Genomic DNA, 26,599 nt, shown 5'->3' with positions numbered 1-26,599 from the left:
CGTCATGAACCCCTTCCGTGTCGAGATTTCTCAGTCCGACCTCGACGACCTCCAGGCCCGCCTCGCCATGACCCGCTTCACCGACGAGATCCCCGGCGCTGAGCAGGGCGTGACCGTCGAGCGGGTCAAGCGCCTGGTCGACTACTGGCGCGACGGCTTCGACTGGCGGGCCCAGGAGGCGAGGCTCAACGCGTACCCGCAGTTCACCACGGAGATCGACGGGCAGAACATCCACTTCATCCACGTGCGCAGCGACAACCCCGACGCCCTGGCGCTGATCCTCACCCACGGCTGGCCCGGCTCGATCGTCGAATACCTCGACGCCATCGAGCCGCTCTCGCGCCACTTCCACCTGGTCGTCCCGTCGCTGCCCGGATACGGCTTCTCCGGCCCCACCAAGGAGCTGGGCTGGAACAACTCCCGCATCGCCCGCGCGTGGGCCGAGCTGATGGGCCGGCTGGGCTACGAGCGCTACGGCGCGGTCGGCAACGACGCCGGCTCGATGATCTCGCCCGAGATCGGCCGCGTCGACCCCGGCCACGTCGTGGGCGTGCACGTCACGCAGCTGTTCTCGTTCCCCTCGGGCGACCCCGCCGAGTTCGCGGGGCTGAGCGAGGAGGAGCAGGCCGGGCTGGCCGTGCTGGAGTGGTTCTGGAAGGAGAAGGGCGCCTTCAACGTGCTGCACGCGCAGCAGCCGCAGACCCTCGCCCACGCCATCGCCGACTCCCCCGCCGGCCTGGTCGGCTGGCTGGCCCAGCTCCTCGACGACGACCTGGACGACGACTTCGTGCTGGCCAACGCGGCGATCTACTGGTTCACCGGGACCGTCGGCTCCGCGATCCGCCTTTACTGGGAGAACGCGCGCGCCGAGCAGCCCAAGGAGCCCACGACCGTGCCGACGGCGCTGGCGATGGGCGAGGGCGACTTCAAGTCGATCCGCCGCTTCGCCGACCGGGACCACGCCAACATCGTCAGCTGGAAGACGCTGCCGGCCCCGGCCCACGGCCACTACACCGCGCACACCGCGACCGAGGCGCTCACCTCCGACGTCATCGCCTTCTTCACGGGCCTCCGCTAGCCCCGTTGTCGCGCGTCAGCCGCCCTGCTCCCCCGCCGCCCGCCCTTCCGCCAAAGGACCTTCGCCGGAGCCGTCGTCAGCCGGTGTTCTGCAGGCCCGCCGCCACCCCGTTGACCGACAGGAGCAGGAGCGTGGACAGCCGATCGCGTTCCTGCTCCGACGGCTGGCCGGTGCGCAGGGCACGCAGGGCCCGCAGCTGGAGGTGCGACAGCGCGTCCACGTACGGGTCGCGCAACTGGACGGCGCGCGACAGCACCTTGCGGTTCTCCAGCAGCCTCGTGTGCCCGGTGACGCGCAGCACCAGGTCGCGGGTCCGGTCGTACTCCTCCAGCACCTGCCGGGTGAAGTCCTCCCGGCCGCCCAGGGCCAGGTAGCGCTTGGCGATCGAGCGGTCGGTCTTGGCCAGTGACATCTCCGCGTTGTCCAGCATCGCGTTGAACAGCGGCCACTCCGCGTACGCGGCCCGCAGCTCCTCCAGCGAGCCCACCGACGCCAGTCCGGTGCCCAGGCCGTACCAGCCGGGCAGGTTGACCCGGGTCTGCGCCCACGCGAACACCCACGGGATCGCCCGCAGGTCGTCGAGCGAACGCGGCGCGCCCAGGCCGCGGCGGGCCGGGCGGGAGCCCAGGCGCAGCGTGCCGATCTCCTCCAGCGGGCTGACCAGGCCGAACCACTCGGGGAAGCCCGGCGCCTCGGTCAACGCCCGGTACGCCTGCTCCGACGCGACCGCCACCTGCTCGGCGAGACCGCGGAAGCGCTCGGCCGCGGCCGCGGTGCGGGCGCCGACCGAGGGCGAGGAGGCCATCAGGACGGCGTTGGTGACCTGTTCCAGGTGGCGGCGGGCGATCGCGATGTGACCGTAGCGGGCGAAGATGACCTCGCCCTGCTCGGTGACCTTGAAACGACCCGCGACCGAGCCGGGGGCCTGCGCCAGCACCGCGCGGTTGGCCGGGCCGCCGCCACGGCCGAGCGCGCCGCCACGGCCGTGGAACATGCGCAGCTTCACGTCGTGCTTCGCGGCCCAGGCGGTCAGCTCCTCCTGTGCCTCGTACAGGCGCAGCGTGGCGGCGGCCGGGCCGAGCTCCTTGGCGGAGTCGGAGTAGCCGAGCATGATCTCCAGGCGCCGGCCGGTGGCCGCCAGGCGCTCCTGGATCTGCGGGATCTCCAGCATGCCGCTCAGCACGCGCGGCGAGTTGGCCAGGTCCTGGCCGGACTCGAACAGCGGCACCACGTCCAGCACGGGCGCGCGGTCGCCGAGCGCGTGCCGGGCCAGCTCGTAGACGGCCGCGACGTCGTCGGCGGAGCGGGTGAAGGAGACCACGTAACGGGAGCAGGCGGTGACGCCGAACCGCTCCTGGATCCAGCCGATCACCCGGATCGTGGCCAGGACCTCCTCGGTACGCTCCGACAGCTCACCGCCGGCCCGCAGCTCCTCCAGCGCCGCCGCGTGCACCTGGGAGTGCTGGCGCACCTCCAGCTCGGCCAGATGGAAGCCGAACGTCTCCACCTGCCAGATGAGGTGCTGCAACTCCCCGTACGCCTGCCGCGGCGCGGTGGCGGCCAGCGACTCCTGGGCCAGCCGCAGGTCGGCCAACAGATCGGCGGGCGAGCGGTAGGCCAGGTCGAGGTCGCGCCGCTGGGTGGCGGCGATGCGCGCGGCCACGAACAGCAACCACTGCCGGTGCGGCTCTCGCGGCGACCGGGTGGCCAGCTCGGAGACGACCCCGGGGTGGGCGGCCACGGTCGCGGCCAGCGCCGTCTTCAGCTCGGGTGAGCAGGGGGCGAGCGTGGCGGCGGCGGTGAGCGTGCGGGCGATGCGCAGGCACGCGGCCTCCAGCGCGGCCAGCACGTGCTCGGACTGGATCTGGATGGTCTCGCGGGTGACCCTGGCCGTGACATTGGGGTTGCCGTCGCGGTCGCCGCCGATCCAGCTGCCGTATCTGACGAACGGCCTCGCCTGCGGCGGGCGGGTGCCGGTCCCCGGGTCGAGTGCCGCGTCCAGCGCGCGGTAGACCTGCGGCACCATGCGGAACAACGTCTCGTCGAAGGCGGCCATGGCGGTGCGCACTTCGTCGAGCGGGTCGAGCTTGGTCGAGCGCAGCTGGGCCGTGCGCCACAGCAGGTCGATCTCCTCCAACAGGCGCCGCTTGCTCTCGGCCCGTTCGGAGGCCCCGCGACCTGGGGTGTTGTATTCGGTGAGCTGGCCGCTGATCCGCTGGATGGCGGTGACGACCGCGCGCCTGCGCGCCTCGGTCGGGTGCGCGGTCAGCACCGGGTGCAGCTCTAGGCCTTCCAGCAGCTCGGCGACCCGGTCGTGGCCCAGCTCGTGGACGGCCTGCGCCATCGACTCCCGCTGGACCCTGCCCTCGGCGTCCCGCTCGCGCAGCGTGCGGATCCGATAATGCTCCTCGGCGAGGTTGGCCAGGTGGAAATAACACGTGAACGCGCGGGCGACCTGGACCGCCCGCTCGATGTCCCACGCCGCGACCATGTCGGTGATCACATCGGCCGAGATCTCGCCCCTGCGTGCCGCGATGACGGCCTTGCGCAGCCGTTCGACGTCGGCCAGCAGGTCCTCGCCGCCCTGCTCGGCGAGCACCTGGCCGAGCAGCTTGCCGAGCATCCGCACGTCGTGGCGCAGCTCGTCCGGCATCTCCGTCACTGCGGCGCTGCGATGTTCGAGCCCCTGGTCAATCATGTCTCGAAGGGTATCTAGTCGCCCGAAGTGCCCGTAGACCGGTCTCACCAATTGGACTAGACCACTGCGAGGGAGTGCCGTCGCCTGGAGGAGCGGCGGGAGACACTGGTCAGGAGGCCTTCGACACGGCCCCGAGCAGCTCGGGGAGCCGGCCGAAGCCGATCTTGGCGGCCAGCCGCCTGCCGAGCACCTCGGCCAGCAGCCCGTAGAACGGCGCGAGCACGCTGACCCACAGGAGCCCGAACATGAGGGGGACCACGAACGGCAGCGACAGCAGCGCGATCCCGAGCATCGCGCCCATGGAGGAGGCGAACGCCTGCCCGCCCTGCCCGGGAGCGGCGCCGCTGAAGGCGTTCATCCGCTCCGGCACGGAGTAGGGCAGCACGACGCTGGTCACGGAGCCGACGCCGAGGCCGATCCCGAGCGCGCCCCAGCCGGCCAGCATCGCCGGCAGGATCGCCGCCGGGTGGCCGGCGAACAGGCCCGCGCAGACCGCGATCACGGCGAGCAGCGGCACCGCGACCAGCGCGTTGGCCAGGTGGCGCCCGGCCAGGTCCGCGGCCAGGCTGCGCTCGGAGCCGAACGTCACGGCGTTCATCCAGAGCGAGCGGCCGTCGATGCCGAACGCGTTGCCCGACTGCAGGGCGATCATCAGGGCGCCGACCGTTGCGATCACGATCGGCAGGCCCGGCCCCGGCGGCCCATCCGACGTGTTGCTCAGCGAGAACGACAACACGAGCGTGACCACGACGGCGCTGAACCAGCCCACGCGGAACCTCGGCTCGCGCCTGATGTACTTCAGCTCCTTGGTGACCACGGCGGCCAGCGGCCCGTCCGGCAGGATCCGGTCCACCAGTCCGGTTTCCCTGCGTACGGAGGCCGCCTGGGTGGAGACGTCCGGCATGACCAGCGCACGGCTCAGTGCTTTGATCCACAGCCAGCCGAGCGCCACGACCAGCAACGCCAGGAACGCGAGTTCGGCCAGCCCGGCCAGGCCGCCGTCGGCGATCGCGTGCGCGGCCATGCCCGGCGGGGTCCACCGGAGCACGGCTGCCATCTGGTGCAGCATCGCCTCCGGGTCGCCGAAGCCGCGGTTCAACACCAGGTTGGGCAGCTGCGCGAGCACCACCACGAGCAGGGCGGCCACGGCCAGCACGTCACGACCGCGCCGGGTGCGCAGCGCGCTCGACAACGACGTGGTGATCAGCCGTGATGTCACCACGCAGAGCGCGAACTGCAGCAGCACGGCCGGCACGCCGAGCAGCACGCCGCCGATGTTGACAGGCAGCGCGATCAACGCGCCGACCGTGACGATCAGCATCGCGGCCGGCCAGACGCCCGTCACGGACGCGGTGAACATGCCGACCGCCAACGTGCGCGTCCGCAGCGGGAACAACGACAACTTGGCCGGATCGAGCGTGTCGTCCAGGCCGAACGCCATCAGCGGCACGATCATCCAGGCGAACAGGAAGAACGCGAACGCCACGATCACGAGCGAGGTCCTGATGTCGCCGGGCGCCAGCCGGAGCAGGCTCATCAGGAGGAAGCCGAGCGCGGCCAGACCGGTGGCCATGATCAGGGTGAAGATGAACCCGAGCTTGCGCTGAAGGTCGCCGCGCAGGTTGCCGGCCAGCAGCCGGAGCTTCAGCCGCGCGAACAGCGACACCGTGTTCATGGGGCTTCCTTGGTCCTGGCGCCCAGCCAGGTCAGTCCCGCCTCGCGGCCCTGCGCCGAGCCGCCGACCAGGTCAAGGAATGCCTGGTTGAGGCTGCGGCCGCCGCGCACCTGCTCCAGTGACCCCTGCGCCACGATGTGTCCCGCATTCATCACCGACACCCAGTCGCACAGCCGCTCGACCAGGTCCATCACGTGACTGGAGAAAATGACCGTCGAGCCGGAGGCGGTGAAGCGCTGGAGCACCTCGGTGAGCGTGTTGGCGCTGACCGGATCGACACCCTCGAACGGCTCGTCCAGGAACAACACCGACGGGTTGTGCAATAACGCGGCCGCCAGGCCGATCTTCTTGCGCATGCCGGTGGAGTAGTCCACGACCAGCTTGTCGGCGGCGCCGGCCAGGTCCATCAGGTGCAGCAGCTCGCCGGCCCGCTGCTCCACCTCGCCTTTGGGGATGCCGCGCAACCGCCCCGCGTAGAGGAGCAGCTCGCGGCCCGACAGCCGCTCGAACAGCCGCAAACCCTCCGGCAGCACCCCGATGCGGGCCTTGACCTCGACGGGATCGCGCCACACATGAAGCCCGTCCACCTCGGCCGACCCGCCATCCGGCCGGAGCAACCCAGTGATCATGCTGAGCGTGGTCGTCTTGCCCGCGCCGTTGGGCCCGACCAGGCCCGCGAAGCTGCCGGCGGGGACGACGAGATCGACTCCGGCCACCGCGACCTGCTGTCCATAGCGCTTGAACAGGCCCTGGGTGCGAACGGCATCCGTCATGGAACCAATCTATGAGGAGAGACTAGCCTTGCGCGTATGAGTGGAGCTGCGGAATCCATCCCGGACAAGCCGGATATCCATACGACTGCCGGAAAGATCGCTGACCTCGAGCGCCGCCTCGACGAGGCCGTGCACGCCGGGTCCGCGGCGGCGGTGGAGAAGCAGCACGCCAAGGGCAAGATGACGGCCAGGGAGCGGGTGCTCACGCTGCTGGACGAGGGCTCGTTCGTGGAGTTCGACGAGTTCGCCAGGCACCGGTCCACCATGTTCGGGCTGGACAAGCGACGGCCGTACGGCGACGGGGTGATCACTGGGCACGGCACCGTCGACGGGCGGCAGGTGTGCGTGTTCTCGCAGGACGTGACCGTGTTCGGCGGCTCGCTCGGCGAGGTGTACGGCGAGAAGATCGTCAAGGTCCTGGACATGGCGCTCAAGACCGGCTGCCCGATCATCGGGATCAACGAGGGCGGCGGCGCGCGGATCCAGGAGGGCGTGGTCGCGCTCGGCCTCTATGCGGAGATCTTCAAGCGCAACGTGCACGCCTCCGGCGTGATCCCGCAGATCTCGCTCATCATGGGCGCCGCGGCCGGCGGGCACGTCTACTCCCCCGCGCTGACCGACTTCGTCGTGATGGTGGACCAGACGTCGCAGATGTTCATCACGGGCCCGGACGTGATCAAGACGGTGACGGGTGAGGAGGTCACGTTCGAGGAGCTCGGCGGGGCCCGCACGCACAACACGAAGTCGGGCGTGGCGCACTACCAGGCCGCCGACGAGGAGGACGCGCTCGACTACGTCAAGGCGCTGCTGTCGTACCTGCCGTCGAACAACCTCGACGAGGCGCCGGTGTTCGAGGCCGCCGCGGATCTGGAGCCGGATCCCGAGCTGGACGAGGTGATCCCGGACTCGCCGAACCAGCCGTACGACATGCACCGGGTGATCGAGCACGTGCTCGACGACGGAGAGTTCCTGGAAGTGCACGCATTGTTCGCGCCGAACGTCGTCGTGGGGTACGGCCGGGTGGACGGCCAGCCGGTCGGGGTGGTCGCGAACCAGCCCATGCATTTCGCCGGATGTCTGGATATCAACGCATCCGAGAAGGCCGCGAGATTTATTCGAACATGTGATGCTTTTAATATTCCAATCCTGACTTTCGTTGATGTACCGGGTTTCCTGCCCGGCACGGATCAGGAATGGAACGGAATCATCCGCCGCGGTGCCAAGCTCCTCTACGCCTACGCCGAGGCCACCGTGCCGCTGATCACGGTGATCACCAGGAAGGCGTACGGCGGCGCGTACGACGTCATGGGGTCCAAGCACCTCGGCGCGGACGTCAACTTGGCCTGGCCCACCGCGCAGATCGCGGTCATGGGCGCACAGGGCGCGGTCAACATTCTTTACCGGCGCGAGCTGGCCGCCGCCGAGGATTCGGACACCGAGCGGGCCAGGCTCGTCACCGAGTACGAGGACACGCTGGCCAACCCATACATCGCGGCGGAGCGCGGCTACGTGGACGCGGTGATCCGGCCGTCCGAGACCCGGCCCCAGGTCGTCAGGGCGCTGCGCGCGCTGCGGAACAAGCGGGCCACGCTCCCGCCGAAGAAGCATGGGAACATCCCGCTATGACGCCACATCTGCGTATTGTCCGGGGCGACGCCACGCCCGAGGAGATCGCCGCGTTGGTGACCGCGCTCGCCACACGACACGCCCAACCGTCAACGCCTCTCCAACCCCGTCGGCAAACATGGCGAAACCCCGCCAGAGGCATGCGTAAGCCTGTCCTTCCCGGGAAGTCGGCATGGCGGATGAGCGCTCTACCTTAGATAGATCCTGGGAAACGGGTGTCAAGCTCGCCGGGAGTTGGGACTATCTAGAGAAAGTAGGCGTATATAGTCGGCCGATCAACTAACACCGCGGCCTGGAGGACGACATGGCCATCCCAGACCTCATGCCGCATCCTGTGGCAGCCAAGTACGCCGTCCTAGTGGATGTCGGTTATCTGTACGCGGCGGCAGGTGAAGTGCTGCTCGGCGCCAAGGAGCGCAAGGAATATCGGGTGGCCGCTGATGAGCTCATCCAGAGTCTACAGAAACATGCAGAGGCACGTATTTCTGGCGAACTTCTGCGGATCTATTGGTATGACGCCGCCCGTGACCGCGTGCCCACCGTCGACCAGCGGGTCATCGCCCAGCTCCCTTGGGTCAAGGTGCGACTTGGCAACCTGAACGCCCGTGGCCAGCAGAAAGGCGTGGACGCGCAGATCAGGAGCGATCTGGAGGCCCTGGCGAGACATCATGCGGTCACCGACACGATCCTGCTGGCAGGTGACGAGGACATGGTCCCGGCGGTGGAGGCCGCCCAGGCGTACGGCGTGCGTATCCACCTGTGGGGCGTCGAGCCGCCGTACGGCACCAACCAGGCCGAGCGCCTGGTGTGGGAGTCCGACACCGTAGAAGTGATCTCTGCTGATTTCCTGAGGCCGTTTTTCAGCCGTGCTCCCCAACCCGTCCCCGTCACCCCGCCCGCCGCTCCCTCGCCCGCGCAGGTCTTCGCCGGCCGCGCGCCCGCCAAGCCGCACGCCAAGCCGGGGCAGGTGGCCAAGCTCGGGCCGAGCCGGCCGCGCGTGGAGGACGTGGGCGAGCACGTGGCGCAGAAGTGGATCCTCACCCGTGGCCGCGACAACATCCGCGACCTACTGCCGGGGCCGATCCTGCCGACCGTGATCGACACGGAGCTGCTGATCGAGGCGGAGAAGGAGCTCGGCCACTCGCTGCGGCCGTTCCCCGAGGCCCGGGTGTGGCTGCGTGACGGTTTCTGGGCCCGCGTTTACCGCGAGTTCGACCTGGGGGTGGGGGTCTCATCGAAGTAGCGCCTCGGCGATCTCCGTACGCGCGTACAGCACGTATCGCCCCGTACGGTGGGCCGAGCACAATCCTGCCTTGCGGAGCGCGGTGAGGTGCTGGTTGACGCCGGCTTCGGAGAGCCCGGCGCGCCGGGCCAGGTCGCGCGTGGAGGCGGGCTGGTCGAGCTCGGCCAGCAGCCGGGCGCGGGTCCTGCCGAGCACGGCGGCCAGCGCTTCGGGCGGTTCCAGGTCGCGGCGCTCCCACAATGTAGCGATGCCGCGCGGCGCGTAGCGCACGGTGGGCTGGTACGGCGGCGTGGTAACCGAGAAGACCCGCGGCGCGACGAACACGCACGGCACCAGCAGCAGCCCGAGCCCCCGCAGCGAGCGCACTCCCGACGCGTACCGATGCTTGATGCGCAGCGTCCCATCCTCCCAGGTGACGGCCTCGTCGAGGTCGGCCAGCATGCGCTGGGCACCGCCCTCGGCGAGCAGCTTGGCCCGGTAGAGGATCTCGCCCTCCAGCAACGACCTGATCCGCGGCCAGTAGGGCGCCATCGCGGCCCGCCAGTAGGCCTCGACCTCCTTGGCCAGGCGTTCCAGGCCCCGCTCCGGGTCGTCGTAGAGGGCTTGGACGCGTTTCGTACGCGGACCTGGGATCTCGTCCAGGTCTGAGCGGACCCGGTCGGCCGCGCCCCGCATCGTGGCGAGTTCCAGCTCCAGGTCCGGCATGGACGTGGACGGCGGCGTGCAGGTGAAGCCCGCGATGGTGATCGTGGGCACCGGGACGAGATCGGACAGCAGGCGCCAGCCGACGTTCTGGAGGCGCCGGCGCACCTGGTCGACCCAGGGGCGCAGGAGCGGGTGCGCCTGCGGGTCCTTCACCACGCGGACGCTGGCCACGACCTCGCCGAGCGGTGAGATCGCGAAGCGGGTGTTGGCGAGGTCGTGGGCCGTGAACGTCAGGTCCAGGGTCATTGGATTCGCCTGTCACTTAATCAATGGCGGTGTTGGCTGACACTTCAGCACTCTGACCGACATGTCAGCAACTGTGATGGACGAGCCGCTGCTGCGGTTTCGCGGGTTTCGCAACCTCTTCGTGGCCGGGGCGGTCAGCCAGCTCGGCAGTCAGATCAGCTACGTCGCGCTGCCCCTGCTGGCCGTGACCACACTGGGCGCGGGGGCCGGCGAGGTGGGGGTGTTGTCGGCGCTCGGCACGCTCACGGTGCTCCTGCTGGGACTGCCGGCCGGGGCCTGGGTGGACCGGGTGCGGCGGCGGCCGGTGATGATCGCCACCGATCTGCTGCGGGCGGGGGCGCTGCTGTCGGTGCCGGTCGCGTGGTGGGGCGGGTGGTTGTCCATGGGGCAGCTGTACGCCGTGGCGGTCCTGGTGGGGCGGGCACGTTGGTGTTCGACGTGGCGTCGATGAGCCTCGTGCCTGGACTGGTGGGGCGCGAGCGGTTGACGTCGGCGAACTCGCTGCTCGTGGGAATGGGCGCGGGGATGGACGTCGCCGGGCGGAGCGCGGCCGGGGTTCTGGTGCAGATCGCGGGTGCGCCGGTCGCCGTACTCGCGGACGCCCTGAGCTACCTGTGGTCGGCGGCCTGGCTCCGCGGCGTCCCCGAACCACCGGCGCGCATGGAACGCAGGGAGCCGATCACGCGGCAGATCTCGGCCGGCGTACGTTTCCTCTTCGGTAACCAGGTGCTCGTAGCGGCCCTGGTCCAGGGCGCGATGGCGAACCTGGCATTCCCGCTCTGCTCGGTACTGCTGCCTGTCCTCATCGTCGGCGAGCTGGGCTACCCGGAGTGGGTGCTGGGCACGTACCTCGCGGTCGGCGGGCTCGGCGTGCTGGCGGGCTCGTCGTCCGCCCACCTGATCGGCCGCCGCCTCGGCACCGGCCGGGCAACGTGGCTCGTCAGCCTGGCCACGGCTCCTGCCTCGCTCGTGATCCCGTTCCTGGACCGAGGGCCGTGGTTGTGGGCGGGGGCGGCGGCCTGGTTCGTGCTGACGTTCCGCACCGGGGTCAACAACGTGCTGCTCGTCAGCCTGCGGCAACGCGTCACGCCGGACGCCATGCTCGGCCGGATGACGGCCACGATGCGGCTGCTGCTCATGGGCGCGCTCGGCCTGGGTGGTCTTCTGGCGGGCGCGCTCGGCGAGGTCTGGGGCGTGCGCTCCCCGCTGTGGCTGGGCACCCTGATCATGGCGATGAGCTGGATCCCGATCTTCTTCTCCCCGCTCCGCCGACACCCCTGAGAGTCCATGTCCGATTCCTGCCAGTCGGCGGCTACGACCTGCTGACCTGCCCTTTGACGGTGGCGTCCGATTTCCGCCAGTCAACACCCTCACAAGCGCATACCGTCGAAGACATGTCACCACTAGAGCTCGACTTCGACTCCTGCTACCGGGCCGTCTCGGCCAGGGACGCCCGGTTCGACGGGCGCTTCTACACGGCGGTGACGACGACGCGCATCTACTGCCGCCCGATCTGCCCCGCCCGTACGCCGGCCTCGCGCAACGTGCGTTTCTACCGGCACGCGGCCTCAGCCGAGGCCGCCGGGTTCCGCCCGTGCAAGCGTTGCCGTCCCGAGCTCTCGCCCGGCGACCCCGGCTGGGACGTGCGCGGCGACCTCGTCGGCCGGGCCTTGCGGCTGATCGACGACGGCGGGGCCGATGAGCAGGGCGTCGTGGGGCTGGCCAGGCGGTTGCACATCACCGAGCGGCACCTGCACCGGCTGTTCGTGGCCGAGCTGGGTGTCGGGCCGCTTGCGGTGGCGCGGACGAAGCGGCTGCTGCTGGCCAAACAACTCCTGACGGAGACGGGGCTGCCGGTGACGGAGGTGGCGTTCGCGGCCGGGTTCGGGAGCGTGCGGCAGTTCAACGCGACGATGCGGGAGACGTACGGGTTCACGCCCAGCGAGCTTCGGGCCACGGCCGGACCGCGGGTCTCCGACGCGATGCTCAGGCTGCGGCTGCACCGGCGGGAGCCGTACGACGTGGAGGGGGTCTTCGCGTTCCTGGCCTCCCGGGCGATTCCGGGGCTGGAGGTGGCGGACCGGACGTCGTACTCGCGGGCCGTGCCGGGTGGGACGATCACGCTCACCCCGCGGCCGGACCACATCGCCCTGGACGTGGCGGTGGACGACACGCGGCAGCTCGCCCGCGTCGTGGCCCGCTGCCGCCGCCTCCTCGACCTGGACGCCGACCCGGACGCCATCGCCGAGATCCTCGGCCAGACCTCGCTCGGACCTTTGGTCGCGGCCCGGCCCGGATTGCGGGTGCCGGGCGCCTTCGACGGGTTCGAGCTAGCGGTGCGGGCAGTGGTGGGCCAGCAGATCTCGGTGGCCGGCGCCCGTACCCTGCTCGGCCGCATCGTCGCCAGAGCCACCGCCCCCGGCGGCCTCTTCCCCACGCCGGCCCACCTCCTGGAAACCGACCTCACCGGCCTGGGCCTGACCAACCGCCGGATCGAGACCCTCAAGGACCTGGCCGCGCGCCTGGCCGAAGGCCAGATCGACCTGGACGGCGGCCAGGACCCCGCGGAAGCGGTGACGGGACTGCTCGAAGTCCCCGGCATCGGCCCGTGGACGGCCAGCTACATCGCGTTGCGGGCGCTCCGCGACCCCGACGCCTGGCCCGCGGGCGACCTCGTGCTCAAGAAGCGCATGGCCGCCCTGGGCATCACTGACGACCACATCGAGCGGTGGCGGCCCTGGCGGGCCTACGCCGCGCTGCACCTCTGGAGCTCATCATGATCGCTGCACAGCTCATCCCGACCCCCATGGGGCCCCTGTCCCTGCTGTCCCGCGAGGGAGTCCTGGTCGCGGCCGGCTTCACCGCCGACCCGAAGGAGATGTACGCCCGCCTCACGCCCGCCCTCCAGGCGGAGGGCCTGGAGGTGGTGGACGACCTGGGGGCGGCGTCGGAGGCCGTCCGCGCGTACCTGGCGGGCGACCTGGCCGCCCTGGACGCCATCCCGGTCTCCCAGCCCGGCAGCCCGACGCGCAAGCGGCTGCACGCGGCATTGCGTGAGGTCAAGGCGGGGACCACCGTCTCGTACGCGGAGCTGGCCGAACGGGCCGGACTGCCGAAGACGGCGGCGCGGGCGGCCGGGTCGGCGTGCGCGCAGAACCTGATCGCGCCGTTCGTCCCCTGCCACCGGGTGCTGCCGGCCGGTGGGGGATATGGCGGGTATTACTACGGCGTACCAGTCAAAGAGTGGCTGCTTGCCCACGAATCCGGAGGAATCGCTAACCTATAGTAACGGAGCGAACACATTCGGTAATGTGTTCGCCATGCCAACTCTGCGACACGAGTTCCTTCTGGAGCTCGTTCGGAGACGCCCATCTCTGGCCGCCACCCTGCTGGCGCAGGCGGGCGTCTCCGTATCCCCCTTCGAAGAGGCCCATCTGGGCACCTGCGACTTCAATCAATGGGCACCCACAGAATTCCGGGCGGATTCGGTCGTCGTGCTGAGGAACGAGAACAAGCCGGTGTCGGCGATCGTGCTGGAGGTTCAGCGACAGACCGACCCAGACAAACAGTGGAGCTGGCCGGTATACGTGGCCACCCTCCGGTCTCACATTAAGTGCCCAGTGCTGCTCCTGGTCTTCTGCGAGGACGCGAAAACAGCCCAGGACTGCGCGAAGGCCATCGACATGGGGCATCCCGGGTGGGTGCTATACCCGATCGTCATCGGCCCGGACGGGATCCCGATGATCACCGACATCGGCCAGGCCATCGAACAACCCGAGCTCGCCACCATTTCGGCCATCCTGCACGGCCGCACCGAGTCCGGCCTGAAAGTGGTCCTCACACTCCTCTACGCAGTCACACACGGGCCCAAGGAGCTGAAAGGCTATGCTGAGCTTGCGTTCGCGTGTCTCCCCCAGTCCATAATCACCAAGGTTAGGGAGGTCGTGATGACCATGGCAGCCGAGTCCAGAAGCGAGTTCTTTCTCGAGTGGATCGCCGAAGGAGAGGCCAAGGGGAAGGCCGAGGGAATGGCCGAAGGCGAGGCCGAGTCCATCCTCCTGTTCCTGGAGGCGCGCGGCATTCCCGTGCCCGACGAGACACGAAAGCGCATTACCGAGTGCACCGACCTCGACGTCCTCAGATCCTGGGTCCGCAAGGCCGCCACCGCCACCAACGCCGATGACCTGTTCGTGTAGGGACTCGATACCCCCCGGTTGTCGAGAGACTCGATAGTCGATGGATGGACCCGGCCCAGGAGCGAGCCACTTCGCGAGCTTTCGGCTTGGGCCTGGCCAGGGCCCTCAAAATAATTCTGGATCTATGCGGCCGCTACGGCCGACCGCGTTGACGATCTGTTCCACCCCTGCACCAACGCCCTCGCACCCAACACCGCCAGAGAGCAGTCGGACTGAGCCGACGAGGGCTGGCACGGCTCCGTGCCAGCCCTGTCCCGTGTTCAGGCTGGTGCGAGGCGGCGGGATTGGATCCCTGCCACTCCGGCCACCATCAGCCCCACCGCGCCCAGCACAGCAGCGGTCCAGGCGGGAGCCGTATAACCGAGGCCCGCATCGATCGTGAGCCCCGCCGCGAACGACCCGATGGCGTTGCCCAAGTTGAAGGCGCCGATGTTGGCGGCCGAGGCCAGGGTCGGGGCTCCGGCGGCGGCGTCCAGGAGGCGAGTCTGCAGGGGCGGGACCGTGGCGAAGGCGGCCACGCCGAACAACGTGATCGCGACGATGAAGGCCAACTGGTTGCCCGACACCAGGGCGACCACCACGGCCAGCAGTGTGAGCAGCCCCACCGAGCCGTAGACGCTGGGCATGACCGCCCGGTCGGCCAGCCGGCCACCGATCAGGTTGCCCACCACGAGCCCAACCCCGAACAGGGCCATCACCACGGGCACGGCCCCCGGCGAGAAGCCGCCGACGCCGGTCATGATGGGCGCGATGAACGTGATGACCGCGAACACCGGGGCGAACCCGAAGACGGTCATCGCGAGCGCCAGCCAGACGCCGCCCGAGCGGAAGGTGGCCAGCTCCCGCATCAGACCACCCGCGGGCCGTGGCTGGCGGGGGACGAGCGCGAGCACGCCGGCCAAGCCGACGACCCCGATCGCCACCACGACCCAGAACGTCGCCCGCCAGCCGAACGACTGCCCGATCCACGTCCCCAGCGGCACCCCGAGCACGTTGGCAAGCGTCAGGCCGGTGAACATCAGGGCGATCGCGCTGGCCCGCCGCTGCGGCACCACCAAGTCGGCGGCCACCACCGAGCCGACCCCGAAGTACGCGCCGTGCGCGAAGGCGGCCAGGAACCGGCCGGCCATCAGCACCCCGTACGAGGGCGCCACCGCCGACAACAGGTTCCCCGCGATGAACAGCACCATCAAGGCGAGCAACATGGTCTTGCGCGGCAACCGCCCGCCGAGCATGGTCAGCGGCGGCCCGCCGACAGCCACACCGAGGGCGTACCCGGACACCAGCAGCCCGGCGGCCGGGATGGTCACGCCGAAGTCGGACGCCAGCTCGGGCAGCAGGCCGTTGATGATGAACTCCGTGGTCCCGATGCCGAAAGCGCTGATCGCGAGGGCGAACAGGGCGAGAGGCATAGAATACTCCTCAGACGACGTTAGTGAGCGTGGACATTATTTGCGCACGCCGACTAACTGACCATACAACGATGCTGAGGAGGCTGCCACGTGCCCCTAGCCGATGACGCCGTCGAAGCGCGCGCCCAGGGCTGGCGCACCCTCGCGGCACTGCACGCGAAAATCGAGGACAAGCTGGAGAAAGCGCTCCAGAAGGAGCACGGCCTGAGCGTGAGCGAATACACAGTGCTGGACGTGCTGGGGCGTCAGGACGGCTGGCACATGCGCATGCAGCAACTGGCCCGCGCGGTCGTGCTCAGCCAGAGCGCCACGACGCGGCTGGTCACCAGGCTGGAGAACCGCGGGCTGCTCCGGCGCTACCTGTGCGAGGACGACAGGCGCGGCATCTACTCCGAGGTCACGCAGGACGGGCGGGACCTACTCGCGCAGGCCCGCCCGACGCACGACGCCGTGCTCAAGGAGGTGCTGGCCGAGGCGGCGGAGCAGCCGGAACTGGCCCCGCTCGCCGCGGTCCTCGGCTAGGGCTTGACGTTGCTCTGGACTTCCCCGACCGGAACGTCCCGGGTTGTATCGGTCTGCACGGGGGCGTATTGGAAGGGCACCACCTGGTCGGCGACCTCGACCGGCCAGACGGTCGTCACGGTGAGCACATAGTTCTCCCGGGGCTGGTCGATGGAGGCACGCAGGTAACGCACGCCGCAGGTGAACTGGGCCCCCTTCACGTACTGCTTGCCCGTGGACCCGCATCCGTCCTCGCGGACCTCGGCCCGGTCGGCGGTGGTGCCGGGGTCGATCTTGAAATTCTCCAGCGTGGCGACGACCGTGGCGCTCATGACGCCAGGCAGCGTCGCGGTAACCGAGCGGCGAGGCTGGCCGATTCCTTCCAACCAGACGAACGTCGGCAGGTTGACGTAGCTCTTGGCGTCGGGGTTCAGCTTCACCGTGGGCTCGGGCACGGTCAGCGCAGCCCTAGCGATATCGGTGAGCTGCTGGATCGTGATCCCGTTCTCGGGAGTGGTGCCCGGCGGCACGAAGACGAACGACGGCCTCGTGGTGAAGCAGTCGACAGCCCGCGTGTCGCCCTCCGCGAAGGACATCTGCCACCACTGGCCCGGCTTGCCGATCTTGTCCTTGGCCGGCTGGAGGTACTCCTCCGGCGTGCCGGCGTCCTTGCTGCCATAGCGGTTGAAGTACGGCAGCGTGTCCTCACGGAACTTCAGCATCTCGTCGGGGGTCATGGCAGGCTCATACCAGCACGGATTCCTCAGCTGGAAACCGTCCCGCTTCCCGCCTCTGGCTCCGTCACCGCTGATGACGATCCTGGAGTTGCGGAGTACGAGTTCTTTGGTCCGGCCGCCGTCGACGCCGGTGATCTCCGTGTCGCCGCCGGGCGCCGGTGTGGGCAGCCCGAGCAGCATCACTCCCGCGACTATCGCGGGGACAAGGGGGTTCATCGGGTGCACCCTTCTCTGCTGTAAACGAAGTCGATGATGCGCCACACGCCGTCATCGCCGCGGCGCGCGCGAATGATCTGACGGACGGGCGAATCCGGGTCCTCGGGGACGAGCCGGCCGGTGCGCGTGGAGATCATCTGTTCCTTGGAAGCGTCCACGCACGCGCTGATCTGAGCACCCCGGCGTGCGCGGGTATCGACGCGCAGGTCGTAGAGCCGCACCACGCCCTTGAAGGCCTGGTCCTTCGCCGCTATGCCGTCATACCAGTCGTACGCAACCTTCACCGCCTCCAGTTCAAGCGGGACGTCACGGAAACGGTCCTTATCTCCTTCCGAGACCGCCTTCCGCGCCGTCACGTACCACTGCACGATGATCTTCAGCAGCGGATCACCGGCGGCCGGCCATTCGACGCGTACCTGCGAGTTCTTGTCGATCTTGATGGTTTGGGCACCCTGCGGCAGCGCGTCCTCCGCGGTCGTGGCCGACGTCTTGGGCTCGGCGGTGTTCTTGGCCGAAGCGTGCGCCTCCCCAGGCTCGTACTGTGGTTCGGCCTGGCCGCAGCCCGCCGCGGCGAGGATGGCCAGCGCTAACACGATTCGTTTCATGCCGACGACTCCCTCACCACATGGATGCGCCACGTGGGCAGCAGTTCCTCGATCAACGCCTCGGTCTCCGGGGCCATCCCGCCGCCGTACGGGTGCGAGGCGGCCCTTCTGGTCAGCCCCTCGACGACGGCGCGCAGGCGGACGACGTCCTCGGTCGCGTGCGTGGCCCGCAGCAGGTCGCGCCACAGGCCCTCGTCGTCGGCCGCCAGCAGCAGCGCCGCGCGTACGGCGGCCACCGCGGCGTCCGGCTGGTCCTGCGCGAGCCTGATCTCACAGAGCTGGTGTGCCGCGTCGGCGACCTCGGCGGCCACGTCGTACTCCAGGTCCTCGGCCGCCAGCCACGCATACCTGCCGGGCGGCCTGCCGGTCAGCAGCGGGCCCCTGACCAGGCCGAGCGCCTTCTCCAGCAGCACCGCCCTGGCCGACGGGTCGCCGTGCGAGCGGCGGAGGAGCTCGCGGAACAACGCCCAGTCCGTACGGACCTCGGGCCCCAGCCGCAGCCGGCCGACCTCGTCGGTGAGCAGGTGCCGGGGGCCCAGCCAGTCGGCGACCCTGGCGATCGTGGCATCCCTGACCATGTCCTGCACGCCGCGCGGCCACAACACCCCGCCGAGCACCACGGGATGCACGCCACCCGGGTGCGTGGCCAGATAGATCAGCAGCTCCGTGGCCAGCGCCAGCCGGCCTTCCTCCAGCGGGCTGAGGCCGAGCACCTCGATGGGGCCGAGCATCCTGATCTCGACGGCCGGCGGATGCAGCCCGGGCAGCGGCTCCGCCTCGGGGATGGCCTCGCCGTCGAGTCGCCCGGCGGTGCGGAACAGGTCGACAAGCGCACGGTAGTGGCGGCGGGGCAGGAGCTGGGCGTCCACCTCGAACCCCAGTTCGGCGATCTTGGCCTTGCCGTCGTCGGTGATCTCCAGCGTCCATGTGGCGTGCGGGACCTCGCCCGCGACCACGTATCCGGCGGTGTCCCTGCGGGCCAGCAGCGCCAGCCGGCGCGCCTCCTCATGCGTGGGCGCGACCACGGACAGCAGGTAGTGGGCATCGCGCGGGCTGCCGCTGATGCGGCCGGTCAGCACCTCTCTGCGCGGCGCCGCGGCGGCCTCCAGCTCGGGGAGCACCTCGGCCAGACCGCCGACGGCCCTGATGCGGTCGGGTGCGATCGCGGTCAGCTCCTCGCCGAAGCCGACGAGCGTGACGCGCATGCCGTCGGACCAGCGGTTGGTGGCCAGCTCGACGGCGAGAGCGGCCAGCGCGGCCGTGGTCTGCGCGCCGCGTACGTTGATCAGGCCCTGTGCGGCTTCCAGGTCGATGAGCACGCGCCCATGCACGTTCGTGCCGATCGAGACCAGTCCGGGGTACGGCGCCCCGCCCGGCTGGTGGGGCTCATGGTGGCGGGCTCGTGCCCCCCACGGGCTCGTCCGGTCCGGCAGCAGCCGGCCCTCGTGTGCCGGCAGCCGCCACACCTGGCCGCCGTCCTCGGCCGTCCAGGGCGCGGGCGGGTCGGGGTCCGGCGGATGCACCCACAGGTCGAGCGTGCGCGGCGACAGATGGGCCGCGTACACGATGGGCGGGGTGCGGTTCTGCCTCGCCAGCTCGGCGCCGAGCACCCGCAGGCCGACGTCCAGGATGCGGGCGCCTGGCGCGTCTCCGCCCAGCCGGAGCGCGACCTCGGCCTCGGCGGCGTCGCCGCGTGGACGGGCGAGCCTGCGGCCGAACATCCGGCCCCAGAGCTGCTCGCGGCGCCGCCTGGCCAGCACGAGCAGCAGCCCGGCCGCGGCCAGCGAGGCGCCGGCCAGGTATTCGACCAGCTCGTTGCCCTGGCTCTCGCGGACGGCCGGCTGCTGCTGCTCGGGCTCCTGACGCCGCTGGTCCTGCTGCTCCGGCAGGCGGTGCTTGGCCTCGCCCTTCTTCTCCTTCTTGACCTCGCCGTGGGCCCTGCCGTCGTCGGGCACCTGCGCCCGGCCCGGGTGCTCGCGCAGCGTCTCCTCGCGCGGCTGGTCGGCGGGGACGATGTGGGCGTTCCTCGCGTCATCCGGCATGTCGAGCACCCAGCCGGGCCTGATCAGGTCGGCCATCTTCAGCCTGGTGCCGTCCGGCTGGACCTTCGCCTGGTTGAGCCGGTAGATCTCGTGGTAGCGGCGGCCGTCGCCGAGGCACTTCTCGGCGATCTCCCACAGGCTTTCGTGGTGGCGGCCGTGCGGCGGCTGGACGACGTAGACCTTCTTGGTCTTGTTCGTCTCCAGCGTCTTCTCGACGATCGGCGCGGAGTACGCCACCGCTGTCACGGGCGGGGCGGCGGGCGTGGGCGTCAGCTTGGCGATGGGCGCGAGCATGGCCCCGGTCGTGAACAGCAGCAGCACGGCGCCGATGAGCTTGTTGGCCAAGGCCTGGGTGCCGCCGGAGAACGGTACGCGGGCGGGCATGCCCACCCGGCGGACCCCGGCGTACACCTCGACGAGCACACACGCGAACAGCTGAAACCAGGCCAGCCACACCAGCAGCACCAGCACCGCCACGATCGTGCTGGGGCCGACGCGGCTGGTGAGCGTCTCGAGGTCGAGCAGCTCAGGTCTGAGCGGCGGCCCGACGAACGTGAGCAGCGCGTAAGGCACCCCGCCCACGAGCGCGACCAGCACCACCAGCGCCGCGAGCCCGGCGAGCACGTCGCCGGCGCTGCGCCTGGCGGGCATGCGCGCGGACGTGTGACGCCCCGTGGGACGCGCGGGCTCTCGCGTCGGCATCGCCTCTCCGTCTCCTTTACCTCGGGGGCTCCGTGCCCCTGGGGTCTCTCGTCCAGCGTGTTGCCTCGTGCGTTCCGCAATCCATCGAGTGAAGAGATTCGGTCTATCTCGCTTCGGGCGCGGCCGTGGCCTCGCCGATCGCGTCATCGCCGGAGAAGCCGATCGCGCCGAGGAAGAACGCCTCCCACCGCACCCTCACGCTGACCGTCACCAGCGCCTGCCCCTGCCCCACCGAGCACTCGCCGCTGGTCACGTCGTCGCCGCCCTGAGCCGCGACGATCTCGTCGGCCCGCGCGCACACCTGATCGTCACCGAGCAGCCGGGTCTCCCCCGTGGCGCGGAGGTGGTCGACGTCGATCTGGTCGGCACCGGCCCGCGCGGCCTGCTCGGCCACGTCCGCAGCACGCAGCCGGGCGTTGATCGCCGCCCCGCCGTCCACAAGCAGCCCGGCCAGCAGGAACACGGCCACGGAGAACAGCACGGTGAACACCGACATCGAGCCGCGTTCACTCATCGATCCTCCTGAACTGCTCCAGAGGCACCACGGCCGTGCCGGTCATCCGCGTGGTGCCGCCGAACCCGAGGAAGGCGAGGTCCAGCTCGCAGGTCACCTCGGCCTGGACCTGGCCGCCCTGCTCCCACTCCGAGCCGTCCAGCGACACCGACGGCGAGCCGCAGGGGCCGGTGAGCGCGCTCTCGGCGATCGCCTCGGCCGCCGCCTCGGCCTCGTCGAACGTACGTTGCACCGACGCGGCCCTGGCGGCGTCCCTGGCCGCGCCGTTGACCCGCCCCTGCGACTCCACCAGCACACCGGCTCCGGCGAGGAACATGAGGAACAGCAGGAAGAGCGGCGCCAGCATGACCGTCTCCACGGCCATGGAGCCGCGCTCGCGATCTTTGGTCATCCGCAGTCCTCGCCGCCGTCGTCGGGGCGGAAGCACTCGACGGGCCCGCCCGCGGTCGCGCTGATCGTGAACGTCAGCGGCGGGAGCAGCGGGATGACCTGCACGGCGCTGCCGGTCACCGTGACGAAGCGCTCGTCGGGCTCCTTCTCGGACGTCGTGGCGGTCGCGTTGCCGAGCAGCTGCGGCCCGATGGCCCGGACGATCTCGGTGGCCTTGGCCGTGGCCGCGCCCGGCCAGTCGCCGGAGTCGATCGGCGCCGCCCTGGCGACGCGGGCGCCTTCCCTGGCGGCCGCCTCGGCCACCTGCCGCCCGTGGAACCAGAGCGCCACCTGCACGATGAGCAGCGACACCGCGAGGACGACCGGCATGAGGATGGCCAGCTCGATCGCGGTCACGCCGCGTTCGCCGTCGCGGGGCCTAGCCGCCGCCACCGCCGCCACCGTCGCCGCCGAAGTTCGACCGGATCTGCTCCTGCTGCTGCTCGACAAGAGTCCTGATCAAGGTGGCCAGGCCGAGCGCCACCCCGGCGATGATGGCAGTGATGATCACCCATTCCACGGCGGAGGCGCCGCGGGTGGGCGCCGTGCGGGCGCGGTGGATGCGCGAGCTCAGCCACGCGGTGAGGTAAATGATCCAGGGATGGTTCACGAGACCCCCAACATCTTCATAGCGGCGGGAAAACTGAGGAAAATCACGAATCCGGCGCAGAGCAGGAGCTGGGCCACGAGCATCGACTGCGAGCGCTCGCCTGCCCGGCCCTCGATCTCCGCCAGCTCGCGGCGGCGCAGGGTGGCGGCCCTGGCCGTGAGCGAGGCGCGTACTTTGGCGCCGTCATCGGCCACCAGGCCGAGCGCGGCGGACAGGTCGCGCAGCTCGTCGACGTTGATCTCCTCGCCGAGCTGGCCGAGCGCCTGCCATGGGGTGATGCCGACGATCCTCGCGCCGCTCAGCGCGTCGCGGATGCGGCCCATCGCCCAGTTGGGGCGCTCGCCGCTGACCGAGACGGCCATCATGAGCGCCTCGGGCACGCCGCGGCCGCCGGCCAGGTTCATGGAGACCAGGTCGAGGAACGCGCCCACGGCGTGGCGGAAGTCGCGTCTCTTGGCCGCCGCCTCCTTCCTGATCTGCAGATCGGGCAGGAAGAAGAACACGATCGCCACGAGCACGGACGACCAGAACGGGATGGCGAGCGAGGTCCCCCACCCCATGAGCACCAGCCAGCCGAGCAGCAGCGGGAACGCCAGCAGGCCGCTGGCGGCCAGCAGCGCCTTGGTCGCGAGGAACGCCTCGAACGACCGCCCCAGCAGCGCCAGGTCCGATTTGACCGATCTCGCCTCCCAGCCGCGGGCCCCGTAGAGGCGGGCCAGCCGCACGCCGAGGCCGCGGCGGAACGCGCTGACCTCCTCGTCCGGCAGCACGAGCTGGATGCGGGGGGCGTCCGCGTCCTCGCGTACGGCATCGAGCGCGAGCAGCCGCGCCACCAGGCCGGGGCGGGCCGGGAAAAGGGCCCGCAAGAACACGAACAGGCCGAGTCCCAGTACGGCGCCCGCCAGCGCGCCCTCAACCATGGCCGCCCCCTCCCATCAGCAGCCGCGTCGGCTTGTCGAACCTGGCCAGCCGCCTCATCCAGGCGAACCCGGCCCCGAACAGCCCGGCCACGATCACGAGCACGGCCTGCCCGAGCAAGCCCTGGTATTCGGCGACGTAGGAGGGGTTGAACACCACCAGGATCCCGGCGAAGCCCAGCGCGGTGATCACGACGATCTGGACACTGCGCCTGGTGGCGCGGCGTTCGGCCTCGACGCGGCGGCGCATGTCGAGCTCCTCGCGGGCCGAGACGGCCAGCGCCCCGAGCACGTCGCGCAGGCCGGGGCCGCGGAGCTTGGAGTTGAGGATGAGCGCGGCCACCACCAGGTCGGCCGAGGGGTCGTCGAGCTCGTCGGCGAAGAGGGCGAGCGCCTCCGGCAGCGCCATCCTGGTGTGCAGCCGGTCGACCATGGCCCGCAGGTGGGGCCTGAGCGTGGGCGCGGCGGCCCTGATGGACGACGGGATGGCCTGTTCGAGCCCGGCCGCGCCGGCGATCGTGTCACGCAGCGACTCGGTCCAGGCGGCCAACCCTTCGAGGCGGCGCATCGCGGTGCGTTCCTCGGCCGCGCCGCCCGACAGCCCGCGCCAGGCGAACACGAGCAGCACCGTGCCCGCCGCCATGACCGGCCAGCGGGTGATCACCAGGACGATGGTGGCGGCCACGGCGGCGATCGCGGCGCGCGTGGTCAGCATCTTGACCAGGTGCCGCTTGGGCTGCGACGGGCGGGGGCGCAGGCCGTACAGGGAGAGGACGAACAGGAACAGGCCGCCGCCGGCCACGGCGCCGGCCAGCAGAGCGAGCGGGTCGAACGTGAGCGCCATCCGTCACCACCCCCCCGGCGTGTAGCCGTGCGCCATGAGCTCGTCCAGGCAGGAGACCGGCGCGTGCGGGACGGCGGCGCCGTCGGGTCCCGGGATGAACACCTCGCTCGACAGGACGCGGCCGTCGCAGCCGTTGACCTCGCGGATGCTGGAGACGTAGCGGCGCAGCGTGCCGCCGCGGTGGTAGTCGTTGCGCTTCTCGATGAAGATCACGAAGTCGATGGCGCCCGCGATGAGCATGTGGGTGGCGTCGATGGGCAGGCGCTCGCTGGCCTGCAGGGCGTAGGTGGCGATGCGGTTGAAGACCTCCATGCTGGAGTTGGCGTGGATGGTCGACAGGGAGCCGTCGTTGCCCTGGGTCATGGCGTTGAGCATGGTGACGATCTCGTCGCCGAGGACCTCGCCGACGATGACGCGGCTGGGGTTCATCCGGAGCGAGCGCCTGACCAGCTCGGCCATGGAGATCTCGCCCTGACCCTCGGAGTTGGGCAGGCGCTGCTCGAAGGCGACGACGTTGGGATGGAGCTCGGGGAACTGGTCGAGGCCTAGCTCGAGGGCGCGTTCGACGGTGATGAGGCGCTCGCTGGGCGGGATCTCGTTGGCCAGGGCCCGCAGCAGGGTGGTCTTGCCGGCGTTGGTCGAGCCGGCGATCATGAGGTTCTTGCGGGCGGCGACGGCTGCGCTCAAGAACCTCCCCACGTCCTGACTTATCGTGCCGTTGCCGACTAGATCAGACATGAAGACCTTGCCCAGGCGGGCGCGGCGGATCGAGACCGCGGGCCGTACCGTGACGTCCATGACCGCGCTCAGCCTGGAGCCGTCGGGAAGGCGCAGGTCGAGCTGCGGGTTCGCGGTGTCGAACGGCCTGCTCGACAGGCCCGAGTACGCCGCCAGGATCTGGATCAGCTCGATCAGCTCGTCGTCGGATTCGGCGACCGGGTCCTGCGTGAGCTCCTGGCCGTCGGCATAGCTGACGAAGACTCTGTCGCAGCCGTTGATGTCGATGTTCTCGACCTCGGGGTCGTCGAGCAGCGGCTGCAGGCGGCCCACGCCGAACAGCGCGGCATGGATGCCGGCCGCGAGCGCCTCCTCTTCTTCCACCGTGGGAGGCGTGCGGCCGAGGCCGATCTCACTGCGCGCGTGCTCCTCGAGGACCTGGGAGATCAGCGCCCTGGCGAACTGGCGCTCGTCCTCCCCGGTCATCGCGGGCAGGCCGTTGGCCTGGTCGAGCCTGCGCTGGTGGGCCAGGCGGTCGCCGACCTCCTGGCGGAACCGCTTGACCAGCGAGTGATCGATCATCGGTGGTTCACCAGCCTCGTCGCCAGGTCGCGGGCCGTTCGGATGAGGAGCGAGCGGTCCAGGCGGCCGCCCCACTGGCCGCGCAGAAGCTCGGCGCCCTTGGGGTCGTAGGCGAGGCCGTAGACGAACTGCACGCTGGGGCCGACGATCCTGCGGACGTCCTCGATCGAGGCGCGGTAGGCACGCGGGTCGGCGATCACCACCACGCCGTGGGCCTTGCTGACCTGGAGGCGTTCGCGCAGGTGGGCGACATGATCGAGGCTCGCCCTGGTGAGCAGCACGACCTGCTCGGCCTCGGCCAGCAGATCGCCGAGCTGCGGGTGCGCGCCGAGGCGGCCGCAGTCGGCGATCACGTCGGCGTTCGGGATCGCGGCGAGCGACCTGCCCAGCGGGCCCCACAGCCAGGTGAGGCCGGCGGCCTGCTCGCCGTGGGTGAGCCCGGCCAGCACGTCAAGACCACCGATGATCTTCTGCGTGTGCTGATGGATCTGGGCGGGCTCCAGGCCGCGCCTTGCGGTCGCGCCCAGCGTGAGCAGGCCCTTGCCCGGGTTGAGCACGCCGCCGTCGGCGGCGGGCAGCCGGTAGGCGAGATCGCCGCCCGCCGGGTCACACTCGGCCAGCAGCACCGGCCGCGGCCACACCGCGGCCAGAGCCGTCGCGGCCGTCGTCACCCCCGGCGCGCCCTTGTCGGCGGCCAGCACGATCAGTCCCACGTCAGCGTGCCCCCGGCAGCTCGGCCACCGCGATCTCACCGCTGGAGGCGAACGCCGCTATTTCCGGCGCGCCCGCCGAATCCACGACCACCGTGATCTGGCCGGAATTTCCAGATCTGGACTTGTCACCGGCGGCGAAGACGAGCGCACTGGAGGCCAGGACGCGCGTTTGTCCCTGGCTCGAGCGGCTCGGGACGTATATCACCTGTACGCGGTCGCCCTGTTGGATACCGGCGGGCATTTGTCCTGGCTTGAGCGCCAATCCGACCGTGGCCTTTCCCTCGCCGAGCTCGGTGCTGGCCCGGACGCCCATCTGGTTCGTCAGCAGGGTTCCGGGCAGGATCGTGACGGCCGCGAAGCTGTTGACCACCTGCTGGCGCTGCGACCAGCTGACGAAGTCGACGCCCGTGTCGGCGATCTTCACTTCTTCGAGCGCCTCAGGCGGGAACTTCTGACCTGCGCCGATCTGCTGGGTGACCCTGATGGCGGAGACGCGGTTACCGCTGTTGAGCACGAGCAGGGTCGTGGCCAGCGCGCCGCCGAGGATGAGCAGGACGGCGAGCGCGGCCAGGGCCGGCTTGCGTTCGCGGGGTGGCACGGGGAGCTTGCGCGAGGCCGGGCCGGACAACCCCGCCGCCGCGTTGACGGCAGGCTTTTCACTGGTCCTCATGGGTGGGGGGCTCCCAAGGTGATTTGCGGAATCCACGCCATTATGTGGGGCTTGTTCGGATGGCGGGGGCCGAATGCGAGGACCAATGCTTGTTTCGCAGGTAGCGGGATGTCAATGGGAAATAATCAATGCTTATTGTTTCTATCGC

25 protein-coding genes and 1 pseudogene are annotated in these 26,599 nt (G+C 70.2%); 9 read left to right on the top strand and 17 right to left on the bottom strand.

Annotation, left to right across the window (positions count from 1 at the left end; all coding sequences use genetic code 11):
- Positions 1-4: 4 nt before the first annotated feature.
- Positions 5-1,078 carry an epoxide hydrolase family protein gene (locus Q9G87_RS32170; RefSeq protein WP_305920283.1) on the top strand — a complete coding sequence of 358 codons (1,074 nt, stop codon included), beginning with the start codon at positions 5-7 and terminating at the stop codon, positions 1,076-1,078.
- A 76-nt stretch (positions 1,079-1,154) separates the two neighbouring features.
- Here the strand turns inward: Q9G87_RS32170 and Q9G87_RS32165 are convergent, their stop codons facing one another.
- From Q9G87_RS32165 to Q9G87_RS32155, 3 genes are all read right to left on the bottom strand, one after another.
- Positions 1,155-3,776 carry a phosphoenolpyruvate carboxylase gene (locus Q9G87_RS32165; RefSeq protein WP_305920282.1) on the bottom strand — a complete coding sequence of 874 codons (2,622 nt, stop codon included), beginning with the start codon at positions 3,774-3,776 and terminating at the stop codon, positions 1,155-1,157.
- Positions 3,777-3,885: 109 nt separating this feature from the next.
- On the bottom strand, positions 3,886-5,451 hold the full coding sequence (locus tag Q9G87_RS32160) for a hypothetical protein (protein ID WP_305920281.1): 1,566 nt from the start codon (positions 5,449-5,451) through the stop codon (positions 3,886-3,888).
- Positions 5,448-6,224, bottom strand: a complete 777-nt coding sequence (locus tag Q9G87_RS32155; RefSeq protein ID WP_305920280.1) for an ABC transporter ATP-binding protein — start codon at positions 6,222-6,224, stop codon at positions 5,448-5,450. The genes Q9G87_RS32160 and Q9G87_RS32155 overlap by 4 nt, the downstream gene beginning before the upstream one ends.
- Before the next feature lie 36 nt (positions 6,225-6,260).
- Here Q9G87_RS32155 and Q9G87_RS32150 point away from each other — a divergent pair, with 36 nt between their 5' ends.
- The 3 genes from Q9G87_RS32150 to Q9G87_RS32140 all read left to right on the top strand — a co-directional run bounded on the left by Q9G87_RS32150 (position 6,261) and on the right by Q9G87_RS32140 (position 9,093).
- Positions 6,261-7,850: an acyl-CoA carboxylase subunit beta gene (locus tag Q9G87_RS32150; RefSeq protein WP_305920279.1), complete on the top strand. Its 1,590-nt coding sequence runs from the start codon at positions 6,261-6,263 to the stop codon at positions 7,848-7,850.
- A complete protein-coding gene (locus Q9G87_RS32145) occupies positions 7,847-8,047 on the top strand; it encodes an acyl-CoA carboxylase subunit epsilon (RefSeq protein ID WP_305920278.1) in 201 nt (66 codons plus the stop codon). Before Q9G87_RS32150 ends, Q9G87_RS32145 begins: the two co-directional genes overlap by 4 nt.
- A 107-nt stretch (positions 8,048-8,154) precedes the next feature.
- Positions 8,155-9,093: an NYN domain-containing protein gene (locus tag Q9G87_RS32140; RefSeq protein ID WP_305920277.1), complete on the top strand. Its 939-nt coding sequence runs from the start codon at positions 8,155-8,157 to the stop codon at positions 9,091-9,093.
- Here Q9G87_RS32140 and Q9G87_RS32135 read toward each other — a convergent pair.
- Complete coding sequence (locus Q9G87_RS32135) at positions 9,082-10,044, bottom strand: ArsR/SmtB family transcription factor (RefSeq protein WP_305920276.1); 963 nt, start codon at positions 10,042-10,044, stop codon at positions 9,082-9,084. The two genes, Q9G87_RS32140 and Q9G87_RS32135, sit on opposite strands and share 12 nt — an antisense overlap.
- A 61-nt stretch (positions 10,045-10,105) precedes the next feature.
- Here Q9G87_RS32135 and Q9G87_RS32125 point away from each other — a divergent pair.
- From Q9G87_RS32125 to Q9G87_RS32110, 4 genes and pseudogenes are all read left to right on the top strand, one after another.
- Positions 10,106-11,325, top strand: a pseudogene (locus Q9G87_RS32125) (MFS transporter).
- Between the two features lie 113 nt (positions 11,326-11,438).
- Positions 11,439-12,824, top strand: a complete 1,386-nt coding sequence (locus tag Q9G87_RS32120) for a DNA-3-methyladenine glycosylase 2 family protein (RefSeq protein WP_305920273.1) — start codon at positions 11,439-11,441, stop codon at positions 12,822-12,824.
- Positions 12,821-13,330 (top strand): methylated-DNA--[protein]-cysteine S-methyltransferase, encoded by a 510-nt coding sequence (locus tag Q9G87_RS32115; RefSeq protein WP_305920272.1) that lies wholly within the window; start codon positions 12,821-12,823, stop codon positions 13,328-13,330. The genes Q9G87_RS32120 and Q9G87_RS32115 overlap by 4 nt, the downstream gene beginning before the upstream one ends.
- 34 nt (positions 13,331-13,364) lie before the next feature.
- Entirely contained in the window at positions 13,365-14,240 is an 876-nt protein-coding gene (locus tag Q9G87_RS32110) for an RpnC/YadD family protein (RefSeq protein WP_305920271.1), read from the top strand.
- Between the two features lie 260 nt (positions 14,241-14,500).
- Here the strand turns inward: Q9G87_RS32110 and Q9G87_RS32105 are convergent, their stop codons facing one another.
- Complete coding sequence (locus Q9G87_RS32105; protein WP_305920270.1) at positions 14,501-15,652, bottom strand: MFS transporter; 1,152 nt, start codon at positions 15,650-15,652, stop codon at positions 14,501-14,503.
- A gap of 90 nt (positions 15,653-15,742) precedes the next feature.
- Between Q9G87_RS32105 and Q9G87_RS32100 the strand changes: the two genes are divergently transcribed.
- Positions 15,743-16,174: a MarR family winged helix-turn-helix transcriptional regulator gene (locus Q9G87_RS32100; RefSeq protein ID WP_305920269.1), complete on the top strand. Its 432-nt coding sequence runs from the start codon at positions 15,743-15,745 to the stop codon at positions 16,172-16,174.
- Here the strand turns inward: Q9G87_RS32100 and Q9G87_RS32095 are convergent.
- The 12 genes from Q9G87_RS32095 to Q9G87_RS32040 form a co-directional block, all read right to left on the bottom strand.
- Positions 16,171-17,106, bottom strand: a complete 936-nt coding sequence (locus Q9G87_RS32095) for a hypothetical protein (protein WP_305920268.1) — start codon at positions 17,104-17,106, stop codon at positions 16,171-16,173. The genes Q9G87_RS32100 and Q9G87_RS32095 overlap by 4 nt on opposite strands.
- Complete coding sequence (locus tag Q9G87_RS32090; RefSeq protein WP_305920267.1) at positions 17,103-17,711, bottom strand: hypothetical protein; 609 nt, start codon at positions 17,709-17,711, stop codon at positions 17,103-17,105. The genes Q9G87_RS32095 and Q9G87_RS32090 overlap by 4 nt, the downstream gene beginning before the upstream one ends.
- Entirely contained in the window at positions 17,708-20,455 is a 2,748-nt protein-coding gene (locus Q9G87_RS32085; protein ID WP_305920266.1) for a BTAD domain-containing putative transcriptional regulator, read from the bottom strand. Before Q9G87_RS32085 ends, Q9G87_RS32090 begins: the two co-directional genes overlap by 4 nt.
- 103 nt (positions 20,456-20,558) lie before the next feature.
- A complete protein-coding gene (locus tag Q9G87_RS32080) occupies positions 20,559-20,969 on the bottom strand; it encodes a flp pilus-assembly TadE/G-like family protein (RefSeq protein WP_305920265.1) in 411 nt (136 codons plus the stop codon).
- A complete protein-coding gene (locus Q9G87_RS32075) occupies positions 20,962-21,360 on the bottom strand; it encodes a TadE/TadG family type IV pilus assembly protein (protein WP_305920264.1) in 399 nt (132 codons plus the stop codon). The genes Q9G87_RS32080 and Q9G87_RS32075 overlap by 8 nt, the downstream gene beginning before the upstream one ends.
- Positions 21,357-21,791, bottom strand: coding sequence for a TadE family protein (locus Q9G87_RS32070; protein ID WP_305920263.1), 435 nt, complete (start codon positions 21,789-21,791; stop codon positions 21,357-21,359). The genes Q9G87_RS32075 and Q9G87_RS32070 overlap by 4 nt, the downstream gene beginning before the upstream one ends.
- The gene (locus tag Q9G87_RS32065; RefSeq protein WP_305920262.1) at positions 21,778-22,008 is read right to left on the bottom strand and encodes a hypothetical protein; all 231 of its coding nucleotides are present in this window, start codon (positions 22,006-22,008) and stop codon (positions 21,778-21,780) included. The genes Q9G87_RS32070 and Q9G87_RS32065 overlap by 14 nt, the downstream gene beginning before the upstream one ends.
- The gene (locus Q9G87_RS32060) at positions 22,005-22,928 is read right to left on the bottom strand and encodes a type II secretion system F family protein (protein ID WP_305920261.1); all 924 of its coding nucleotides are present in this window, start codon (positions 22,926-22,928) and stop codon (positions 22,005-22,007) included. Before Q9G87_RS32060 ends, Q9G87_RS32065 begins: the two co-directional genes overlap by 4 nt.
- Positions 22,921-23,769, bottom strand: coding sequence for a type II secretion system F family protein (locus Q9G87_RS32055; RefSeq protein ID WP_305920260.1), 849 nt, complete (start codon positions 23,767-23,769; stop codon positions 22,921-22,923). Before Q9G87_RS32055 ends, Q9G87_RS32060 begins: the two co-directional genes overlap by 8 nt.
- A 3-nt stretch (positions 23,770-23,772) precedes the next feature.
- Positions 23,773-25,068 (bottom strand): CpaF family protein, encoded by a 1,296-nt coding sequence (locus Q9G87_RS32050; protein WP_305920259.1) that lies wholly within the window; start codon positions 25,066-25,068, stop codon positions 23,773-23,775.
- Positions 25,065-25,781 (bottom strand): hypothetical protein, encoded by a 717-nt coding sequence (locus Q9G87_RS32045; RefSeq protein WP_305920258.1) that lies wholly within the window; start codon positions 25,779-25,781, stop codon positions 25,065-25,067. The genes Q9G87_RS32050 and Q9G87_RS32045 overlap by 4 nt, the downstream gene beginning before the upstream one ends.
- Before the next feature lies 1 nt (position 25,782).
- Positions 25,783-26,451 (bottom strand): hypothetical protein, encoded by a 669-nt coding sequence (locus Q9G87_RS32040; protein ID WP_305920257.1) that lies wholly within the window; start codon positions 26,449-26,451, stop codon positions 25,783-25,785.
- Between the last annotated feature and the right edge of the window lie 148 nt (positions 26,452-26,599).

The organism is Nonomuraea turcica (assembly GCF_030718205.1).
Taxonomy (GTDB): domain Bacteria; phylum Actinomycetota; class Actinomycetes; order Streptosporangiales; family Streptosporangiaceae; genus Nonomuraea.
This window is presented reverse-complemented; position numbering and strand designations above follow the sequence as displayed.

What these genes read in the sequence shown, in the direction of transcription:
- Q9G87_RS32140 (WP_305920277.1), top strand. Translation starts at nt 8,155, where the DNA reads ATGGCCATCCCAGACCTCATGCCGCATCCTGTGGCAGCCAAGTACGCC.
- Q9G87_RS32090 (WP_305920267.1), bottom strand. Translation starts at nt 17,711, where the DNA reads ATGAAACGAATCGTGTTAGCGCTGGCCATCCTCGCCGCGGCGGGCTGC.
- Q9G87_RS32095 (WP_305920268.1), bottom strand. Translation starts at nt 17,106, where the DNA reads ATGAACCCCCTTGTCCCCGCGATAGTCGCGGGAGTGATGCTGCTCGGG.
- Q9G87_RS32170 (WP_305920283.1), top strand. Translation starts at nt 5, where the DNA reads ATGAACCCCTTCCGTGTCGAGATTTCTCAGTCCGACCTCGACGACCTC.
- Q9G87_RS32165 (WP_305920282.1), bottom strand. Translation starts at nt 3,776, where the DNA reads ATGATTGACCAGGGGCTCGAACATCGCAGCGCCGCAGTGACGGAGATG.
- Q9G87_RS32155 (WP_305920280.1), bottom strand. Translation starts at nt 6,224, where the DNA reads ATGACGGATGCCGTTCGCACCCAGGGCCTGTTCAAGCGCTATGGACAG.
- Q9G87_RS32135 (WP_305920276.1), bottom strand. Translation starts at nt 10,044, where the DNA reads ATGACCCTGGACCTGACGTTCACGGCCCACGACCTCGCCAACACCCGC.
- Q9G87_RS32105 (WP_305920270.1), bottom strand. Translation starts at nt 15,652, where the DNA reads ATGCCTCTCGCCCTGTTCGCCCTCGCGATCAGCGCTTTCGGCATCGGG.
- Q9G87_RS32160 (WP_305920281.1), bottom strand. Translation starts at nt 5,451, where the DNA reads ATGAACACGGTGTCGCTGTTCGCGCGGCTGAAGCTCCGGCTGCTGGCC.
- Q9G87_RS32060 (WP_305920261.1), bottom strand. Translation starts at nt 22,928, where the DNA reads ATGGTTGAGGGCGCGCTGGCGGGCGCCGTACTGGGACTCGGCCTGTTC.
- Q9G87_RS32145 (WP_305920278.1), top strand. Translation starts at nt 7,847, where the DNA reads ATGACGCCACATCTGCGTATTGTCCGGGGCGACGCCACGCCCGAGGAG.
- Q9G87_RS32115 (WP_305920272.1), top strand. Translation starts at nt 12,821, where the DNA reads ATGATCGCTGCACAGCTCATCCCGACCCCCATGGGGCCCCTGTCCCTG.
- Q9G87_RS32040 (WP_305920257.1), bottom strand. Translation starts at nt 26,451, where the DNA reads ATGAGGACCAGTGAAAAGCCTGCCGTCAACGCGGCGGCGGGGTTGTCC.
- Q9G87_RS32075 (WP_305920264.1), bottom strand. Translation starts at nt 21,360, where the DNA reads ATGACCAAAGATCGCGAGCGCGGCTCCATGGCCGTGGAGACGGTCATG.
- Q9G87_RS32055 (WP_305920260.1), bottom strand. Translation starts at nt 23,769, where the DNA reads ATGGCGCTCACGTTCGACCCGCTCGCTCTGCTGGCCGGCGCCGTGGCC.
- Q9G87_RS32080 (WP_305920265.1), bottom strand. Translation starts at nt 20,969, where the DNA reads ATGAGTGAACGCGGCTCGATGTCGGTGTTCACCGTGCTGTTCTCCGTG.
- Q9G87_RS32120 (WP_305920273.1), top strand. Translation starts at nt 11,439, where the DNA reads ATGTCACCACTAGAGCTCGACTTCGACTCCTGCTACCGGGCCGTCTCG.
- Q9G87_RS32085 (WP_305920266.1), bottom strand. Translation starts at nt 20,455, where the DNA reads ATGCCGACGCGAGAGCCCGCGCGTCCCACGGGGCGTCACACGTCCGCG.
- Q9G87_RS32050 (WP_305920259.1), bottom strand. Translation starts at nt 25,068, where the DNA reads ATGATCGATCACTCGCTGGTCAAGCGGTTCCGCCAGGAGGTCGGCGAC.
- Q9G87_RS32150 (WP_305920279.1), top strand. Translation starts at nt 6,261, where the DNA reads ATGAGTGGAGCTGCGGAATCCATCCCGGACAAGCCGGATATCCATACG.
- Q9G87_RS32110 (WP_305920271.1), top strand. Translation starts at nt 13,365, where the DNA reads ATGCCAACTCTGCGACACGAGTTCCTTCTGGAGCTCGTTCGGAGACGC.